Origin of the sequence: Aphanothece microscopica RSMan92 (assembly GCF_046613545.2) — a bacterium.
GTDB lineage: Bacteria > Cyanobacteriota > Cyanobacteriia > PCC-6307 > Cyanobiaceae > NIES-981.
The window spans coordinates 1-17446 of the sequence record NZ_JBKKKY020000030.1 but is presented as its reverse complement, the minus strand read 5'-3'; the positions used below and the strand labels follow the sequence as shown (position 1 = coordinate 17446).

The following is a 17446-nucleotide window of genomic DNA, read 5'->3' as shown; positions in this document are numbered from 1 at the left end:
AGTTAGGCGCCCCTACCCGCTGCGGCCATGCCCAGGCTTCTGATCGCCGCGAGCGGCACCGGCGGCCACCTGTTCCCGGCCCTGGCCGTGGCCGAGGCGCTGCCACCGGCCTGGGAGGTGCTGTGGCTGGGGGTGCCCGACCGGCTGGAGCGGGAGCTGGTGCCCAGCCGCTACCCGCTCCACACCGTCCGGGCCGGCGGGCTGCAGGGACGGGGTCTGCGGAAGCTGCTCAACCTGCTGCGGCTGCTGGCTGCGGTCGGGAGTGTCCGGCGGCTGATCCGGCGCGAGCACATCGATGTGGTGTTCAGCAGTGGCGGGTACATCGCCGCCCCGGCGATCCTGGCGGCCCGCTGGTGTGGCGTGCCGGTGGTGTTGCACGAGAGCAATGCGATCCCGGGCCGGGTGACCAGACTGCTCGGCCGGCTCTGCACCCGGCTGGCGGTGGGCCTGCCGCAGGCCGCTGCCAGGCTGCCCCGCTGCCATGCCCTGGTGACGGGCACGCCGGTGCGCCCCGAATTCCTGGCCCCTGCTCCGCCCCCGGACTGGTTGCCCCAGGGGGAGGGTCCGGTGCTGGTGGTGATGGGTGGCAGCCAGGGAGCCGTGGGCCTCAACCGGATGGTCCGCCCCCTGCTGCCCGAGCTGAGCGCCGCCGGGGTGCGCATCGTCCATCTCACCGGACACCAGGACCCCGAGGCCGGCGGGCCCCTGCCGCCAGGAGTCGTGGAGCGACCCTTCTGCGACCAGATGGCTGGCCTGCTGGAACACACCGCCCTCGCCATCAGCCGCTCCGGCGCCGGAGCGCTGAGCGAACTGGCGGCCTGTGCCACCCCCGCCATCCTGGTGCCCTACCCGGCAGCCGCCGACCGCCACCAGGACGCCAACGCCCAGGCGGCCGCGGCGCTCGGCGCCGCGGTGATCGTCGAACAGCACGATCCGGAGCTTCCGACCCTGGAGCGGGCGGTGTGGCGGCTGCTGGGACCCCGGCTGCGGGGCTGTGAGCCCCAGGGCGATCCGCTGCTCGCCATGGCCCGGGGCATGGCCCAGCTCGCCGTGCGCGATGCGGATCAGCAGCTGGCGCGCCTGCTCACCGCCCTGGCCCCGGGGGCCTGAGCAGGCGGCTGCCTGCCGCTCAGCCTTGAGCACAGCCTTCAGCACGACCGCGGGCACGGCCTTCAGCGCCTTGCGGCATCCCCCTGCCGGCCAGGCAGCTCCTGCTCCAGGGCGGCAAGCAGACGACGATGGCCGCGTCGGTCCTGGAGACCGATCCGCAGCCAGTCCTCCCCGAGGCCGGGGAAGGAACGACAGTCGCGCAGCAGGATGCCGTGGCGGCGCTCCAGCGCCAGCCGCAGATCCAGCAGGGAGTGGCTGCCCCGCACCAGGAGGAAGTTCGTCGACGACGGCATCGGCGTGAGCTGCGGCCACGCGCCCAGTCCGCGCTCCAGCCAGGGCCGCTCCCGCGCCACCCAGTTCTGCACACGCCGGCACCAGCGCTGGTGGCCGACCTGATCGGCCAGCAGCCGCTCCGCGGCGGCGAGGGCCAGACCGTTGACGGGCCAGGGATCCCGCCAACCGGCCCAGCGCCGCAACCGGGCTGCCGCCCCGAGGGCATAGCCCAGCCGCAACCCGGGCACGGAGAGCAGCTTCGTGAGACTGCGCACGACCACCAGGTTGGGGTGGCTCCGGACCAGGGGAATCAGGGACTGGGACTCCCCTCCCGGCACCAGGGGCAGGAACGCCTCATCGCACACCACCAGGGCATGGCGCTGGAGCAGGGGCTCCAGGGAGGCTCGGCTCCAGAGCTGGCCGGTGGGGTTATGGGGGTTGCAGATCCACAGCACCGCCGCCTGCTGCAGCGACGGAAACGGCTGGGGGAAGGCCGCCCCCCAGTGGAGGGGCAGGGGCAGGTCGACCCAGCGCCCCCCCCAGCAACCCAGGGCCCGTCGGTAGTCGGCGAATCCCGGAGCCGGCAGCAGGCTCAGTCCGCAGTCGGTCGCATCCCGAGCGGCCCAGGTGAACAGCTCCGCGGCGCCGTTGCCGGGCAGCACCTCCTCCGGCTCCAGTCCGTGCTGACGGGCCAGCACCCTGCGCAGCTCTCGCCAGCCCCGGTCGGGATAGGCACGCAGCGCCGGCGTGAACACCGCCTGCACGAGGGCCCATCGCAGCGCCAGGGGGGGGGCGAAGGGCACCAGGGAGGCGCTGGCATCGAGCAGCTCCGCAGCCGGTCGACCGAGCCGCTGGGCGGCGGCGGTGAGGTTGCCGCCGTGGCGCTCGCCCGGGTCGCCGCTGGCCATGGCCGAACGCTAGGCGGCAGAAGTGCCTCCAGGGCCCTGGAACCCCGCCACAATCAGGGCGCGGTAAGGGCGTGACACGTGGCGGGGGCGGGGGCTGGGGCGGGGGAGCGGCTGGAAGCGGAGCTGCAGGGGCTGATCGGGGGTATCGGCGGCGTCCTGATGGGCAAGGAGCATCAGGTGCGGCTGGCCGTGGCCGGCCTGCTGGCCCGCGGTCACCTGCTGCTGGAGGACCTTCCGGGCACGGGCAAGACCACCCTGGCGGAGGCCCTGGCCCGCAGCTTCGGCCTGGCCTTCAAGCGGGTGAGTTTCACCAGCGACCTGCTGCCCGCCGATCTGACCGGCATCAACGTGCTGGATCCCGGCACCAGCACCTTCCACTTCCAGCCCGGTCCGCTGTTCAGCCAGGTGCTGCTGGCCGATGAGATCAACCGGGCCAGCCCACGCACCCAGAGCGCCCTGCTGGAGGCCATGGCGGTGGGGCGGGTGAGCGTCGACGGCACGAGCCATGAGCTGCCGGAACCGTTCGTGGTGATCGCCACCCAGAACGGTCTGGACCAGATCGGCACCGCCCCGCTGCCGGAGTCCCAGCTGGACCGCTTCCTGATGCGGCTGAGCCTCGGCTTCCCGGACCGGGCCGCCGAACGGGCCCTGCTGGCGGGGGAAGCCCTGCGGCTCGACACCTTCCTGGCGGATCGCCAGCCGGTGTCGCTCCCCAGCCTGCAGCAGCGGTGCCGCCGCCAGCACTGCTCGGCCGCCCTGCTCGACTACGTACTCGACCTGGTCGCCGCCAGCCGCAGCCCCGACCAGCCTGGTGCGCCCCTGTCCCCCCGCGCGTCCCAGGGGCTGGTCGGAGCCGCGCGGGCCTGGTCTCTGCTGGAGGGCCGCAGCTTCGTGACCCCCGCCGATGTGCAGGCGGTGTTTGCCGCCGTGGCCGAGCATCGGATGGATCCGGCCAGCCAGGGGGGCCTGAGCGAACGGTTGCTGGAGACGGTGGATGCGATCCGGTGACCCCACAGCCATCCGCAGGCCACCGCCGTTCGGGCGGGCCCAGCAGGGGGAGCGGCTGCGGCTGGGGCTGCGGAACCTCTACATCCTTCCGACCCGCTTCGGCTGGCTGTGGCTGACCACCGCCGCGATGCTGCAGGCCGTGGGCATCCAGACCCAGCGCAACGGCCCCCTGCTGCTCAGCTTCCTGATGCTGGCCCTGCTGCTGCTGGCCCTGCACCTCACCCACTTCAACCTGCAGGGCCTGGAACTGCGCTGCGGCGAGCCGAAACCCGGTTTCGCCGGCCAGCGCCTCGGCTACCCCCTGGTGACCCACAGCAGCTGCACCCGGGAGGCCATCGAACTGCGACTGACCGGTGGCCCCGCGGCCGATCCCCGGCGGATCCCTGCCGGCACGGCGTCGCTGATGGTCCCCTGGACACCGGAGCGACGGGGAGCGCAGCGGCCGGGGCGGCTGGTGCTCAGCAGCCGCGCTCCCCTGGGGCTGTTCATCTGCTGGAGCCGCTGGGATCCCCCCATTCCCCAGGTGGTCTATCCCGCCCGGCGGGCCGGGCCGGTGGCCCTGGCCGACCAGCCGGCCCCCAGTGCGGTCGCGGAGCGCGGCTCCGACGCCGACCGGGAAGGCAGTGCGATCTGGCATGACCTGCGCCCCCACCGGCCCGAGGACGGCCATGCCCGCCTGGCCTGGAAGGTGCTGGCCCAGGGCCGCGGCCGGCTCAGCAAGGTGCTGCGTGATCCCGCCGGGGAACCCCAGCTGCTGATGCCGGCAGCCGGGGTTCCTCTGGAGCGGGCCCTCGAGCACCTGAGCGCACGGATCTGGCAGAGCAGCCAGCGGGGCGAGGCCTATGGCCTCGTGCTGCCCCACTGCCGGATCCCACCAGGCGTGGGACGCCGGCATCGCGAGCGCTGCCTGGTGGCTCTCGCCCGAACCCCATGAGCCTGCCTTCCCGTCGGCTGCCGTGGCTGGCCATGGGAGCCCTCGTCCTGGGCTGCCTGGGACTGGAGCTCAGCGGCCTGCTCGCCTGGTGCACCCTGGCCCTGGTGGTGGCGGCGGGCCTGAAGCTGGGGGAGGCCAGCAGCCGCGACGGCCGGCGACAGGTGGCCCTGGTTCAGCTGATCTGCTGCGGCCTCCTCGCGGCCCAGCTCCCCGGCCTGCTGCCCAGCCTGCTGCAACTGACCGCCACCGTGCTGATCCTGGCTGGCCTGCTCAGCCTGGAGTCGGAGACGACCGTGTCCTGGTCGCTGCTGATCCGCCGCAGCCTGCGGGTGCTGGCGGCCAGCCTGCCCCTCGCGCTGGTGCTCTTCCTGCTGGTGCCCCGCATCGGTCCCCTCGGCAACGGGGACGGACGCCACGGGGCCCGCGGCACCACCGGCCTCAGCGCGGAGCTCGATCCCGGCTCCATCGCCGAGCTGGCCTCGGATGAGGCCCCCGCCGCCCGGGTGGCGTTTGCGGACGACCGCCCGCCAGCCCCGGGCGATCGCTACTGGCGGGTGCTGGTGCATCCCAGCTTCGATGGTCGCCGCTGGGAGCGGCAGCCGAGCGATTTCCGCGCCCTGCCGTCGGGCCCGCTCGGGCAGAAGCCCGACCAGCTCTGGCTGGTCGAACCCAGCCGGTTCACGGCGGTGCCCTGGGATGGCCGCAGCCTCCCCCTGGATACCCGCCTGCGACAGGATCCCCTCGGGGAACTGGAGCTGGACCAGCCACCCGCCAACGCCAGGGCCTACCCAATGGATTCCGTTGCGGCGCCACCCGACTGGCAACGGGCGCCGCCCCGTCCATCGGATCTGCTGCTCCCCGCGGCCGGGGATCCCCGGCTGCGGGCCCTGGCTGAGGGCTGGCGGGTGCTGCCTGAGCCCCAGCAGCGGGTCGCAGCAGCCCGGGCCTGGTTCCTGAAGGCCGGGTTCCGCTACGACACCCAGCCAGGGGCCCTGCCGGAGCGGGATGGCCTGGATGCCTTTCTGTTCGAGACACGGGTGGGCTTCTGCGGCCACTACGCGAGCGCCTTCACGGCGCTGATGCGGGCGGCGGGGGTGCCGGCGCGGGTCGTGACGGGGTACTACGGGGGCGAATGGGTCGTTCCCGTGGGGGGATCGCCCTACCTGGAGCTGCGTCAGAGCCATGCCCATGCCTGGAGCGAGGTCTGGCTGCCGGACAGCGGCTGGAATCGGATCGATCCGAGCAGCTGGGCGGCGGGAAGTCCGGAAAGCACGGCCCGGGCAGCGGAGGGAGCTCCGGCCCGGGCCGGCCTGATGAACCCGTGGCAGTGGCTGCAGCGGCAGTGGTGGGGCCTCGACGTGGCCTGGAGCCGCTGGTGGCTGGGCTTTGACCGGGCCGGCCAGGAAGCCCTTCTGCAGCAGCTGTTCGGCGCCAACCGGCAATGGCTGGGATGGACAATCCTGGCGGGCCTGGTGATCGGGGTGCTGGCGGGCCTCGCCCTGATCGGCCGTTCTGGGCGCCAGCCACGACAGGACTGGCTGGAGCGCGACCTGAAGCGGCTGCTGTCCCTGCTGCGCGGGCTGGCCGTCCCTGCCCGGCCGGGGGAGAGCCTGCAGTCCCTGTGCAGCCGGGCCGGGGAGCGCCATCCGAGCCTCGCCCCCATTTTGGCCGACCTGGCCAATCAGCACACGGCCCTGCGCTTCGCCCCCCCTCCCCGCGACGTTGCCGAGGCTCGGCGGGCGCGGCAGGCCTGGAAGCTGGCCCTGCGGCAGCTGAAGCGGTCGTGCAGGGACGCTATAAGGCAACCAACGAGTTCCACGCCATGAACCCCCGTCGGTTGTGGAGCGCGGCCAGCGCCCCGTTCCCGGGCCTCAGCCAGGCCCCCCTGATCTTGGCGGCCATCACGGCAGCCATCACGGCGGCCATCAGCCCGCTTGCTGTTCTCGCAGCTCCGGCCTCCTTCGACGACCTGCTCCGCCTCCAGGAGGACCGCCGCTGCAAGGGCTGCAACCTGGCGGGGGCCGATCTGGTCCATGCCCGGCTGGAAGATGCCGATCTGCGCCAGGCCAGGCTGCAGCGGGCCAACCTGGGCCAGGCCCGCCTGGATGGGGCCCAGCTCAGCGGCGCCGATCTCAGTTTCACCACCCTGCAGGGCGCCTCCCTGCGGGGTGCCGATCTGCGGGGGGCACGCCTCGAAGGCACGGACCTGCGGCAGGCCGACCTGAGTGGCGCCCTGCTCGATCCCGGTTCCCTCTCCCGGGCCCACTGGGAAGGTGCCCGCGGCCTGGACCATGGCCAGCTGAGCTTCGGCGAACTGCACAACGCGGGCGTGCAGGCCGCCCAGCAGGGTCGCTATCCGGAGGCGGAGCAGTACTTCAGCTCGGCGATCCAGCAGGAGCCCTCCGCCGCCATCAGCTGGGTGGCCCGCGGCCTGACCCGCCGCGAGCTCGGCAAGGCGCAGCAGGCCGGCAGTGATCTCGACTACGCCGCCTCGCTCTATGCCGCCGGTGGGGAGGAAGCCCAGGCGGCCCAGCTGCGCGAGGCGGCTCAGGCCGTCACCGCCAGCCCGCAGGATCCCGGTGGGGGCGGCAACGGCCTCGGTTCCGCGGCGATCGGCGGCGCGATCGGTGGGGCGATGGGCGCCCTCCAGTTCCTGCTCCCCCTGGCGGCCAAGGCCTTCATGCCCCTGCCCTTCTGAGCCGGCTCCCCCGGCCTTGCCCCTGCCCGCCATGCACCGCTCCGGCCCCACCGGCCATCTCGTGCTCGCCGGCGGAGGTCACACCCATGCGCTGGTCCTGAACCAGTGGGCCATGGGCCGGCGACCGAAACCGCCCGCGGCCCTGGTGAGTCTGGTGAGCCGTCACGGCTCCGCGCTGTACTCCGGCATGGTCCCCGGCATCGTCGCCGGGATCTACGGCCGCGACGCCGGTGCCATCGACCTGCGCCAGCTCTGCCAACGGGCAGGCGTCAGCTTCCTGCAGGCGGAGATCACCGGCCTGGACGCCGCTGGCAGAACCCTCCAGCTCGCCGGCCGGCCGGCCCTCCCCTGGGACTGGCTGAGTCTGGATGTGGGGGCCATCACCGCCGCGCCGGGGGGAGCGATGGCCGTGAAACCCCTCGAACCCTTCCTGACCTGGGTGGAATCCCGGACAGACAGGGCCCCTGTGCGGATCCGGGGCGGCGGAGCCGCCGCCGTGGAGCTGGCCCTCGCCCTGCGGCGCCGCGGTCGGCCGGTCACCCTGCTGCTGCGGGGGGAGAACCTCCACCTCGGTTCCAGGGCCGCCAACCGGCTGGGGGAGCGGCTGCTGGGCGAGGCGGGGATCGGGATCCGGCGCCGGGCTCCCGAGACCGAGCCCGCCGAACTGGCCTGCACCGGCAGTCGGGCGCCGGGGTGGCTGGGCGCGGCGGGGCTCCCCACCGACGGGGCCGGCCGCCTGCGCACCGAGCCGAGCCTGCGGGTGGAGGGGCAGGAGCGGATCTTCGCCTGCGGGGACTGTGCCGTGATCACAACCGCACCCCGGCCCCCCTCCGGTGTCTGGGCGGTGCGGGCCGCGCCCACGCTGGCGCGCAACCTGGCACGGTCGCTGGCAGCCCAACCCGACACTCCCCCCACCCGACTGTCCAGCTGGAAGCCCCAGCGGTGGGCCCTGCAGCTCCTCGGCGACGCGGGCAAAGGCACGGGCCTCAGCCCTGCCGCTGACGCCAGCCCTGGCGGCGCGCGGAGCCTCCGCCAGCCCGGTGCCATGGCCCTGTGGGGGCCCCTGGCGGTCGGGCCCAGCCCCTGGCTGTGGCGCTGGAAGGACAGCATCGACCGCCGCTTCATGGCCCGCTTCCTGCCTCGGCACGGGATGGATGGCGACGCCCCCTCGATGGCCTGCCGCGGTTGCGCCGCCAAGCTGCCGGCCGCCCCCCTGATGGCGGCCCTCGCCCAGAGCGGCGGCCCCACGGCGGCCGAGGATGCGGCTGTGGTGGCGGAGGACGCGGACGGCACGCTGCTGCTCCAGAGCGTCGATGGCTTTCCCGCCCTGGTCAGCGACCCCTGGCTCAACGCCAGGCTCACCACCCTGCATGCCTGCAGTGACCTCTGGGCCTGCGGGGCAAGGGTGCTAAGCGCCCAGGCGCTGGTGACGCTGCCCCAGACGACGCCCGACCTGCAGCAGGAGTTGCTGCGTCAGACCCTGGAGGGCATCCGCTCGGTGCTGGGGGAGCTGGGCGCCCCGCTGATCGGGGGCCACACCCTCGAGGCGCGGGACGGAGCCGGTCTCTCGGTCGCCCTCAGCGTGAACGGCCGAGCCCAGGCCGGGGAGTCCTGGCCCAAGGGGCCCCTCACGCCAGGGGACGCCCTGGTGCTCAGCCGCCCCCTGGGCACGGGGGTGCTGTTCGCCGCAGCCATGGCCGGCATGGCCCGGGCCGACTGGATCGATCAGGCCCTGGAGCAGATGCAGCGGAGTCAGGCCCCCCTGGTGGACCTGCTGCGGCACCACGGCTGCCGGGCCTGCACCGACATCACCGGCTTTGGGCTGCTCGGCCACCTGGGGGAGATGCTCGCGGCCAGCCCCCCCAGCGTGGCAGTGCAGCTGGACGGCGCCGCCCTCCCCGCTCTCACCGGAGCGCTGCAGTTGCTCGAGGCGGGTCAGGCCAGCACGCTGGCGTCCTCCAACGCCACGGCTCTGGCCCTGCTGGAGAGCCGGGTCCAGGTGCTCTGCGGCCGGGAACCGGCCCAGCTGGGCCTGCTGATCGATCCCCAGACCTGCGGCCCGCTGCTGGCGGCCCTACCCGCCGAAGCCGCCGCTGCGGCGGTGCTCAGCCTGCGGGACGCCGGTTTTGCCGCAGCGACGGTGGTGGGCCGGGTGCTGGAAGAATGACACCACCGCCGGTGCCGCCCTTGTCCGCCCTCACCCGCTGCCTGCAAGAAGAGGCCTCCGCCATCGCCGCAGCGGCCGAGCGCCTCGATCCCCTCCAGGTGGAGTCGGCCCTCGACCTGCTCGAGAGCTGCCGGCAGCGGCGAGCCAAGCTGGTGGTCACCGGCGTCGGCAAGAGCGGCATCGTGGCCCGCAAGATCGCCGCCACCTTCTCCTCGATCGGGCTGACGGCCGTCTTTCTCAACCCCGTCGATGCCCTGCACGGCGACCTGGGCATCGTGGCCTCCGACGACGTGGCCCTGCTCCTCTCCAACAGCGGCGAGACCGAGGAGCTTTTGGCGATCCTGCCGCACCTGAAACGCCGCGGCACCAGCCGGATCGCCCTGGTCGGCCGGGTGGAGTCGAGCCTGGCCCGGGGCTGTGATCTGGTGCTCGATGCCGCCGTGGACCGGGAGGTCTGCCCCCTCAACCTGGCCCCCACCGCCAGCACCGCGGTGGCGATGGCGATCGGCGATGCCCTGGCGGCGGTCTGGATGGAGCGGGCGGGGATCTCACCGGTGGATTTCGCCATCAACCACCCCGCCGGCTCCCTGGGCCGGCGCCTCACCCTCACCGTGGCCGACCTGATGGTGCCGGCCACCGAACTGCAGCCCCTCCACCCCGGGGCACGGCTGCCGATGGTGATCGCCCACCTGACCCAGGGGAGCCCGAGCCGCGGCAGCCTCGGAGCCAGCTGGGTGCACGGCAGCGATCCCTCCCGTCTGGCGGGGCTGATCACCGACGGCGATCTGCGCCGCACCCTGCAGCGCCACGGGCCGGACGACTGGGACAGGATCACGGCGGCGGAGATGGCCACCACCGATCCGATCACGGTCACACCCGACGTGCTGGCCGCCGTCGCCCTGGAACTGATGGAGCGCAACCCCCGCAAGGCCATCTCGGTGCTGCCGGTGGTGGCACCCGATGCCCCCGATCTGCTCCAGGGCCTGCTGCGCCTCCATGATCTGGTGAAGGCTGGCTTCAGCCCCTCGTTGACCCCCAGCTGAGCGATCCCCTGGCCTTGTACGGGCCCATGGGCGATCGCCCTCTCCTGTCCTTTCTCTGTCCCCCGCCACCAAGCCGATGACCTTCCGCCTGATCGCCGGACCCTGCGTGATCGAGAGCCGCGATCTGGTGCTGCAGGTGGCGGAACGGGTGAGCGGGCTCTGCCAGGAGCTGGGCATCACCTACGTGTTCAAGGCCAGCTTCGACAAGGCCAACCGCAGCTCCGGGACGTCGTTCCGCGGGCCCGGCCCCGAGGAGGGTCTGCGCATCCTGCAGGAGGTGCGCGAGCAGCTAGGCATCCCCGTGCTCACCGACATCCATGAGAGCCAGCAGGCGGCCATGGCCGCCGAGGCGGTGGACGTGCTGCAGATCCCGGCCTTCCTCTGCCGCCAGACCGACCTGCTGGAGGCCGCCGCCCGGGCCGTGGCCGGCACCGACAAGGTGGTGAACGTGAAGAAGGGCCAGTTCCTGGCCCCCTGGGACATGGCCCAGGTGGTGAACAAGCTGCGCGAAAGCGGCCTGGAGCCGGAGAGCGGCCGGCTGTGGCTCACCGAGCGGGGCTCCAGTTTCGGCTACAACACCCTGGTGGTGGATTTCCGCGGCCTGCCCCAGATGCAGGCGCTCGGCTGTCCGGTGATCTTCGATGCCACCCATGCGGTGCAGCAGCCAGGCGGGCAGGGCACCAGCTCGGGCGGCCAGCGGGAGTTCGTGGCGCCGCTCGCCCGGGCCGCTGTGGCGGTGGGAGCCGACGGCCTGTTCATGGAGACACACCCCGATCCCAGTCAGGCCCTCAGCGACGGGCCCAACATGGTGCCGCTGCACCGGCTGGAGGCGCTGCTGCGCCAGCTGATGGCGCTTCGGGCCGTGGTGCAGGACGGCCTTGCCGTCAGCACCCTCTGATCCGGGAAGGAGCCAGCCCCATGCCTGCCCCTTTTCCCGCGCTGCGCTCCCGCCTGCAGCGCCTGGCGGCCGGCCGCCGGCTGGCGGCGGTGCAGCTGCTGGTGTGCGATGTGGATGGGGTGCTCACCGACGGCGGTCTCCACTACGACGCTGCTGGCCAGGTGGTGAAGCGCTTCAACGTGCGCGACGGCCTGGCAATCCGCATGCTGCAGCGCGCCGGCCTCGAGGTGGCCCTGCTCAGCGGCGGCCGCAGCGGCGCGATCGAGCAGCGGGCCCGCCACCTCCAGATCCGGCACTGCCGGGTGGGCGTGGGCGACAAGCTGGCGGGGCTGCAGGAGCTGCAGGCCGAGCTCGGCGCCACGCCCGCCACCACCGCCTTCATCGGCGACGACCTCAACGACCTGGCGGTGCGGCCGGCCACGGCCCTGCTGGTGGCCCCGGCGGACGCTGACAGGGCCCTGCGCCGCCGGGCCGACTGGGTGCTGCGCAGCCCCGGCGGCCACGGCGCCGTGCGGGAACTGGCCGAGGCCCTGCTGCAGAGCCGGGGAGCCCTGGGAGTGCTGCACAGCAGCGGCTGGCGCGAGGGCAACGGCTGAGCTCAGGCGGCCTCTGCCACCAGGCGGCGGGCCTGCTCCAGCTGTTCCGGGGTGTCCACTGAGAGACAGTCCTGCTCCACCTCGAAGGTGGCGATCGGTACACCCGCCTCGATCAGCCGCAGCTGCTCCAGCTTCTCCAGCTCCTCCAGGGAGGACGGGGGCAGAGCGTTCCAGCCCGCCAGCACATCGCCCCGGTAGCCGTAGAGGCCCACGTGGCCCCAGTAGGTGGTGCGCTCCGCCCAGTGCTCAGGCGGCAGATCGCGCACGTGGGGCAGGGCGCTGCGGGAAAAGGTGATCGCCCGACCATCCGCGGCACGCAAGACCTTCACCACGTTGGGATCGTGGAGTTTCGCGGCCGGAAGGGGATGCACCGGCGTGAGCACCGCCGGTCGCCCCAGGGCGGCGAAGCGCTCCACCATCGCCTCGATGATCGCCGGATCGAGCAGCGGCTGATCACCCTGGGCATTGATCACCAGCGTGTGCTCGGCGGCTCCGCCACCGGCGGCCAGCAAGGTGGGGATCACCGCAGCCAGGCGCTCGCTGCCGCTGCTGCAACTGGAGGGTGTGAGCAGGGCCTGAACCCCCCAGGCGGTGGCCGCCGCCTGCACCTCGGGACTGTCGGTGCACACCACCAGAGCATCCACCCCCCGTGCCAGGCGGCAGCGCTCCACCACGTGCTGGAGCATCGGCCGGCCCGCGATGTCGGCCAGCACCTTGCCAGGCAGGCGGGAGGAGGCCAGTCGCGCTGGGATAGCCACCACCACGGGGGACCGCCCTGGGGAAGCCGCCAGAGAAGGATCCACGGGGCAGGTCTCGGCCAAGGGCTGGGCAATGCTCGGCCGATCCTATGGGGCACCCAACTGGAATCCGCGCCCACGCGGCAGCCAGGCCAGCCTGTGCAAGTCCAACGAAATGGCACGGGCGCCGCCCTTCGGCCGGTGCGCATCACACACTGAAACGGGATGCGGCAAGCACGGGGCATGCGGAAACAGGCGACCCTGGCCCTTGGGCTGCTGATGCTGGGTCTGGTTCCGTTCCAGCACCGCCCCGCCGCGGCGAAGGCCCCGGCTCCAGTCGCCGCAGGCAAGGCCACGGCCGATCTGCCGAAGAACGCCTACTTCGGCGAGAGCCATCTCCACACCGCCTATTCCCTCGACGCCTACATCGGCGGCGCGCGGCTCACTCCGGATGGGGCCTACCGCTTCGCCAAGGGGGAAACGGTGGAGGTGAACGGCCAGCAGTTTCGCCTCCGGCGCCCGCTCGACTGGGCTGCCGTGACCGACCACGCCGAATTCATCGGCGAGATGTACAGCACGCTGGTGCCGGGCGCGCCGGGCCACGACCAGCCGCTGATCCAGCAGCTGCGCGGCCTGCAGACCTACGAGGATCGCGAGAACTGGTTCCTGACCATGGTGGTGAAGAGCAACCGCGGCTCCACCCCCAGCCACCCGCCCTTCTACGCGGGTGAGGCCACCGAACGCAGCGGCTGGCAGGAGATTCTCGCCGCCACCCAGCGCCACAACGAGCCAGGGCGCTTCACCACCATCCCGGCCTACGAATGGAGCGCGGCGCCTCAGGGAGGCAACCTGCACCGCAATGTCTTTTTCCGGGACATGAACGTGCCCGAAAAAGTGATGAGCTACATCGACATCAACCGGGAGACCGGGCTGTGGGCCTGGTTCCAGGGGCTGGAGCGCCAGGGAATGCAGGTGCTCGCCATTCCCCACAACGCCAATGCCAGCAAGGGGATGATGTTCGCGGCCACCAGGCCCGATGGAGCCCCCATCGACAGTGCCTACGCCGACATCCGCAGCCATTTCGAGCCCCTGATCGAAATGATGCAGATCAAGGGCAACTCGGAGGTGCACCGCGCCTTCTGGGGTGCGGATGAATTCGCCGGCTTCGAGAATGCCGACTCGATTCAGGACTACAGCGGACGCACCTTCAGCAAGGGTGATTTCGTGCGGGATGGCGTGATCCAGGGCCTGGCCCATGAGCAGAGCCTGGGCGTGAATCCCTTCAAGTACGGCTTTGTGGGAGGCACCGACAACCACAACGGCACCCCTGGCAACACCGCCGAGGACAACTTCATGGCCGGCAGCCATGGGGCCGCCGACGGCAGCGTGGCCCGGCGCCGCGATGGCGAAGTGGGCGGCTGGATCAAGGGCCGCGATCTCAATCCCGGTGCCCTCACGGGGGTGTGGGCCGCCGCCAACACCCGCGCCGACATCTGGGACGCGATGAAGCGGCGGGAGACCTTCGCCACCAGCGGCACCCGCCTCAAGGTGCGCTTCTTCGCCGGCTGGAACTATCCGCGCGATCTGGCCACACGCGCCGACATGATCGCGCTGGCGTACCGCCAGGGGGTGCCGATGGGGGCGGACCTGCCGCCCGCCAAGGGCCGGGCAGCGGGCTCGCCCACGTTCCTGGTGTGGGCGCTGAAGGATCCCGATGGCGCCCACCTCGACCGGATCCAGATCATCAAGGGCTGGGTGGATGCGCAGGGCAACACCCACGAGACCATCCACGACGTGGCCTGGGCCGGCCAGCGCAGCCCCGATGCCAACGGTCGCGTGCCGGCGATCGGCAGCACGGTGGACCTGAAGCGGGCCACCTACACCAACAACCTCGGAGCCCCGGTGCTGGCAGCCACCTGGCGCGATCCGCACTTCGACCCTTCGGTGCGGGCCCTCTATTACGTGCGGGTGCTGGAGATTCCCACCCCCCGCTGGAGCACCTACGACGCGGTGCGCGCCGGGCTGCCCCTGCTCGAAGGGGTGGCCGCCACCGTGCAGGAGCGCGCCTGGAGTTCACCGATCTGGCTGGCCCCTGTGCCGGGCTGAACGGCCACGTGCGGGTCTGCTGGCTGGGGTTCCGGCAGGCCAACCCCTCAATCCCCGCCCTTCCATCTGGGTTCTGCCGATGCTGCGTCGTCCCCTTCCCTGGATCACCCTGGCCCTGGGCGCCACCCTGGCGGGGGCCGCGGCCCTGGCCGTCAGCGGCCCCCAGGCCGAGGAGGCGATCCCGGTGCGGGGCCTGGTGGATCACACCGACACGCTGGATGGCGCCCCCGGCGCCGGCACAGCGGCGGGTCAGGGTGCCAGGGCCAAGCCGTATTCGCCCTATGCCGGCCGCACCTATCCCACCCGGGTGTTCTTCGGCGACACCCACCACCACACCGCCAATTCCGGCGACGCCTTCATGGGTGGCAACCGGCTCAGCCCGGAACAGGCCTACCGCTTCGCCCGCGGTGAGGAGGTGGTGTCCTCCACCGGGCAGCCGGTGAAACTCTCACGCCCCCTGGATTTCCTGGTGATCTCCGACCATGCCGAAGGGCTGGGGGTGATCGAGCAGGTGGCGGCGGGCAACCCGGCCCTCAGCGCCGATGCCACCCTCAGGCGCTGGGGCGAGGCCCTCAAGGCCGGCGGCAAGAAGCAGCAGGACGCCATGAACGAGCTGGTGTCGGCCCAGGCCCAGGGCACCCTGCCAGCGCCGGTGAAGGATCCGGCGGTGGTGGTGCCGATCATGCGCTCGGTCTGGCAGTCCTACACCGCCACGGCCGAGCGCTACAACGATCCGGGCCGGTTCACGGCGATGATCGGCTACGAGTGGACCTCGGTGCCCGGCGGCAACAACCTGCACCGCAACGTGCTCTTCCGCGACGGCAAGGCCCGCGCCGATCAGATCCTGCCCTTCTCGGCCTGGCAGAGCGAAGACCCAGAGAAGCTCTGGGACTGGATGGCCCGCTACGAAGCGAAGACCGGCGGCAGGCTGCTGGCCATTCCCCACAACGCCAACCTCTCCAACGGCCGCATGTTCGAGCTGGTGGATTTCGGCGGAGCGCCCCTCAGCCGCAGCTACGCCGAGCGCCGCTCCCGCTGGGAACCCCTGCAGGAGATGATGCAGACCAAGGGATCGAGCGAAACCCATCCCAGCCTCTCGCCCAACGATGAATTCGCCAACTTCGGCATCAGCGGCTGGGAGTACGGCAATCTCACCCTGGAAGACAAGCCGGAATCCCCCGAGATGCGGCCCTTCATGTACCTGCGCGGTGGCCTGGCCCAGGGGCTGCTCCAGGAGCAGAAGCTGGGGGTGAATCCGTTCCGGTTCGGCTTCATCGGCGGCACCGATGTGCACAACTCGCTCACAGCGATTGAGGAGGAGAACTTCTTCGGCAAGCACGTGAACCAGGAACCCCGCGCCGATCGCTGGAAACATCTGTCGAAGCAGGGGTTCGGCAAGACCCGCTACACCTGGCAGTACGAAGCGGCCGGCTATGCGGCGGTGTGGGCCACCGCCAACAGCCGCGAGGCCCTCTGGGACGCGATGAAACGGCGCGAAACCTACGCCACCTCCGGCACCCGCATGACCGTGCGCTTCTTCGGCGGCTGGGGCTTCAAGCCGGAGGATCTGCGCCGCGGCAGCCTGGCCGATGCCGGCTACCGCAAGGGGGTGCCGATGGGTGGTGATCTGGCCCAGGCCGCCAAGGCCGGCAGCCATGGCGACAGCGCCCCCACCTTCCTGGTGGCCGCCCTGAAGGATCCCGAGGGCGCCAACCTGGATCGCATCCAGGTGATCAAGATCTGGAGCGACCGCTCCGGCCGCAGCCACGAGCGCATCCATGAGGTGGTGTGGGCCGGCGACCGCAAGCCAGATGCCAACGGCACGCTGCCGCCGGTGGGCGACACGGTGGATGTGGCCACCGCCAGCTGGACCAACACGATCGGCGCTCCGGAGCTGGCGGCCTTCTGGCGCGATCCGCAGTTCGATGCCTCCCAGCGGGCCGTGTACTACGCCCGGGTGATCGAGATCCCCACCCCCCGCTGGACCGCCTACGACGCCATGCGCTTCGGGATCAGCATGGCGCCGGAGGTGCCGATGAAGCATCAGGAGCGCGCCTGGACCTCACCGATCTGGTATTCCCCCAGCTGATGACCAGCACCAGCGGCGACGAGAGCCAGCCCCAGGGTCGGCTGCAGCGGGTCGCGCGGGAGCCGATCGTGCGGTTCGTGGCGCTCGGCGGCGCGATCTTCCTGCTCCATGGCCTGCTGCGTCCGCCGGGCGCGGCCCCGGGGGGCGAGATCGTGGTGAGCGAAGCCCGGGCCGGGGCCCTTGCCGCCGCCTTCACCCGCACCTGGCAGCGTCCCCCCAGCCGCAGCGAGCTGGAGGCGCTGATCGACGATCACATCCGCACCGAGTTGCTGGTGCGGGAAGCGCAGGCCCTCGGCCTCGACCGCGACGACACGATCATCCGCCGCCGGCTGCGGCAGAAGATGGAGTTCTTCGCCGACGACCAGGAGTCCCAGGGCCAGCCGAGCGACCAGGAGCTGCAGGCGTTCCTGAAGGCCCATCCGGAGCGGTTCAGCACCGAGCCGCAGATCGGCTTCCGTCAGATCTTCCTGGATCCCCAGGGGCGTGGCGAGGCCCTTGCGGCCGACGCCCAGCGGCTCCTGGAGCGCCTGAATGGGCCGGAGCCCCCGGCGGATGTGGCCTCCCTCGGCGATCCCCTGGTGCTCCAGCCCACGCAGGTGACGGCCATGCCGAAGGGCGAGGTGGCCGGCCTGTTCGGCACCGACTTCGCCGACGCCCTGGTGAAGCAGGCCCAGGGCCGCTGGGTGGGGCCCATTCCGTCGGGCTATGGCCAGCATCTCGTGATGGTGGACAGCCTGGAGCCCGGCGCGCTGCCGCCGCTGGATCAGATCCGGCAGCAGGTGGAACGGGAGTGGCGGGCCGCCCGCAGCCAGGAAAATCAGCAGGCCCTCTACCGCCAGCTTCTGGGCAAATACCGGGTGACGCGGCCCACATGGCCGG

Annotated in this window: 14 protein-coding genes; 12 read left to right on the top strand and 2 right to left on the bottom strand. The window is 72.1% G+C overall.

The annotated features are described in order from the left end of the window. The first annotated feature begins 27 nt into the window (after positions 1 to 27). On the top strand, positions 28 to 1110 hold the full coding sequence (locus ACLD7X_RS09775; RefSeq protein WP_411423427.1) for a UDP-N-acetylglucosamine--N-acetylmuramyl-(pentapeptide) pyrophosphoryl-undecaprenol N-acetylglucosamine transferase: 1083 nt from the start codon (positions 28 to 30) through the stop codon (positions 1108 to 1110). A 62-nt stretch (positions 1111 to 1172) separates the two neighbouring features. On the opposite strand, the gene ACLD7X_RS09770 is transcribed toward ACLD7X_RS09775, so the two are convergent. After that, positions 1173 to 2291: a pyridoxal phosphate-dependent aminotransferase gene (locus ACLD7X_RS09770; protein ID WP_411423426.1), complete on the bottom strand. Its 1119-nt coding sequence runs from the start codon at positions 2289 to 2291 to the stop codon at positions 1173 to 1175. A gap of 78 nt (positions 2292 to 2369) precedes the next feature. On the opposite strand from ACLD7X_RS09770, the gene ACLD7X_RS09765 reads away from it, so the two are divergent. From ACLD7X_RS09765 to ACLD7X_RS09730, 8 genes are all read left to right on the top strand, one after another. Then, positions 2370 to 3299 carry an AAA family ATPase gene (locus ACLD7X_RS09765; protein ID WP_411423425.1) on the top strand — a complete coding sequence of 310 codons (930 nt, stop codon included), beginning with the start codon at positions 2370 to 2372 and terminating at the stop codon, positions 3297 to 3299. Further along, positions 3286 to 4233 carry a DUF58 domain-containing protein gene (locus ACLD7X_RS09760; RefSeq protein WP_411423424.1) on the top strand — a complete coding sequence of 316 codons (948 nt, stop codon included), beginning with the start codon at positions 3286 to 3288 and terminating at the stop codon, positions 4231 to 4233. Before ACLD7X_RS09765 ends, ACLD7X_RS09760 begins: the two co-directional genes overlap by 14 nt. After that, the gene (locus ACLD7X_RS09755; protein WP_411423423.1) at positions 4230 to 6059 is read left to right on the top strand and encodes a transglutaminase TgpA family protein; all 1830 of its coding nucleotides are present in this window, start codon (positions 4230 to 4232) and stop codon (positions 6057 to 6059) included. The genes ACLD7X_RS09760 and ACLD7X_RS09755 overlap by 4 nt, the downstream gene beginning before the upstream one ends. Then, positions 6017 to 6931, top strand: a complete 915-nt coding sequence (locus tag ACLD7X_RS09750; protein ID WP_412006966.1) for a pentapeptide repeat-containing protein — start codon at positions 6017 to 6019, stop codon at positions 6929 to 6931. Before ACLD7X_RS09755 ends, ACLD7X_RS09750 begins: the two co-directional genes overlap by 43 nt. A 16-nt stretch (positions 6932 to 6947) precedes the next feature. Continuing rightward, positions 6948 to 9098 carry a selenide, water dikinase SelD gene (gene selD, locus ACLD7X_RS09745; RefSeq protein WP_411423421.1) on the top strand — a complete coding sequence of 717 codons (2151 nt, stop codon included), beginning with the start codon at positions 6948 to 6950 and terminating at the stop codon, positions 9096 to 9098. A gap of 20 nt (positions 9099 to 9118) precedes the next feature. Then, a complete protein-coding gene (locus tag ACLD7X_RS09740) occupies positions 9119 to 10141 on the top strand; it encodes a KpsF/GutQ family sugar-phosphate isomerase (protein ID WP_412006965.1) in 1023 nt (340 codons plus the stop codon). A 76-nt stretch (positions 10142 to 10217) separates the two neighbouring features. After that, a complete protein-coding gene (gene kdsA / locus ACLD7X_RS09735) occupies positions 10218 to 11039 on the top strand; it encodes a 3-deoxy-8-phosphooctulonate synthase (protein WP_411423419.1) in 822 nt (273 codons plus the stop codon). 20 nt (positions 11040 to 11059) lie between these two features. After that, complete coding sequence (locus ACLD7X_RS09730; protein ID WP_411423418.1) at positions 11060 to 11635, top strand: KdsC family phosphatase; 576 nt, start codon at positions 11060 to 11062, stop codon at positions 11633 to 11635. A 2-nt stretch (positions 11636 to 11637) separates the two neighbouring features. On the opposite strand, the gene kdsB is transcribed toward ACLD7X_RS09730, so the two are convergent. Further along, positions 11638 to 12399 carry a 3-deoxy-manno-octulosonate cytidylyltransferase gene (gene kdsB, locus ACLD7X_RS09725; protein WP_425625145.1) on the bottom strand — a complete coding sequence of 254 codons (762 nt, stop codon included), beginning with the start codon at positions 12397 to 12399 and terminating at the stop codon, positions 11638 to 11640. Between the two features lie 216 nt (positions 12400 to 12615). Between kdsB and ACLD7X_RS09720 the strand changes: the two genes are divergently transcribed. From ACLD7X_RS09720 to ACLD7X_RS09710, 3 genes are all read left to right on the top strand, one after another. Then, the gene (locus ACLD7X_RS09720; protein ID WP_411423416.1) at positions 12616 to 14478 is read left to right on the top strand and encodes a DUF3604 domain-containing protein; all 1863 of its coding nucleotides are present in this window, start codon (positions 12616 to 12618) and stop codon (positions 14476 to 14478) included. Between the two features lie 79 nt (positions 14479 to 14557). Further along, positions 14558 to 16567, top strand: a complete 2010-nt coding sequence (locus ACLD7X_RS09715; protein WP_411423415.1) for a DUF3604 domain-containing protein — start codon at positions 14558 to 14560, stop codon at positions 16565 to 16567. Further along, positions 16567 to 17446, top strand: an 880-nt coding sequence (locus ACLD7X_RS09710; RefSeq protein ID WP_411423414.1) for a peptidyl-prolyl cis-trans isomerase, incomplete at its 3' end; no start/stop codon positions are given. The genes ACLD7X_RS09715 and ACLD7X_RS09710, both read left to right, overlap by 1 nt.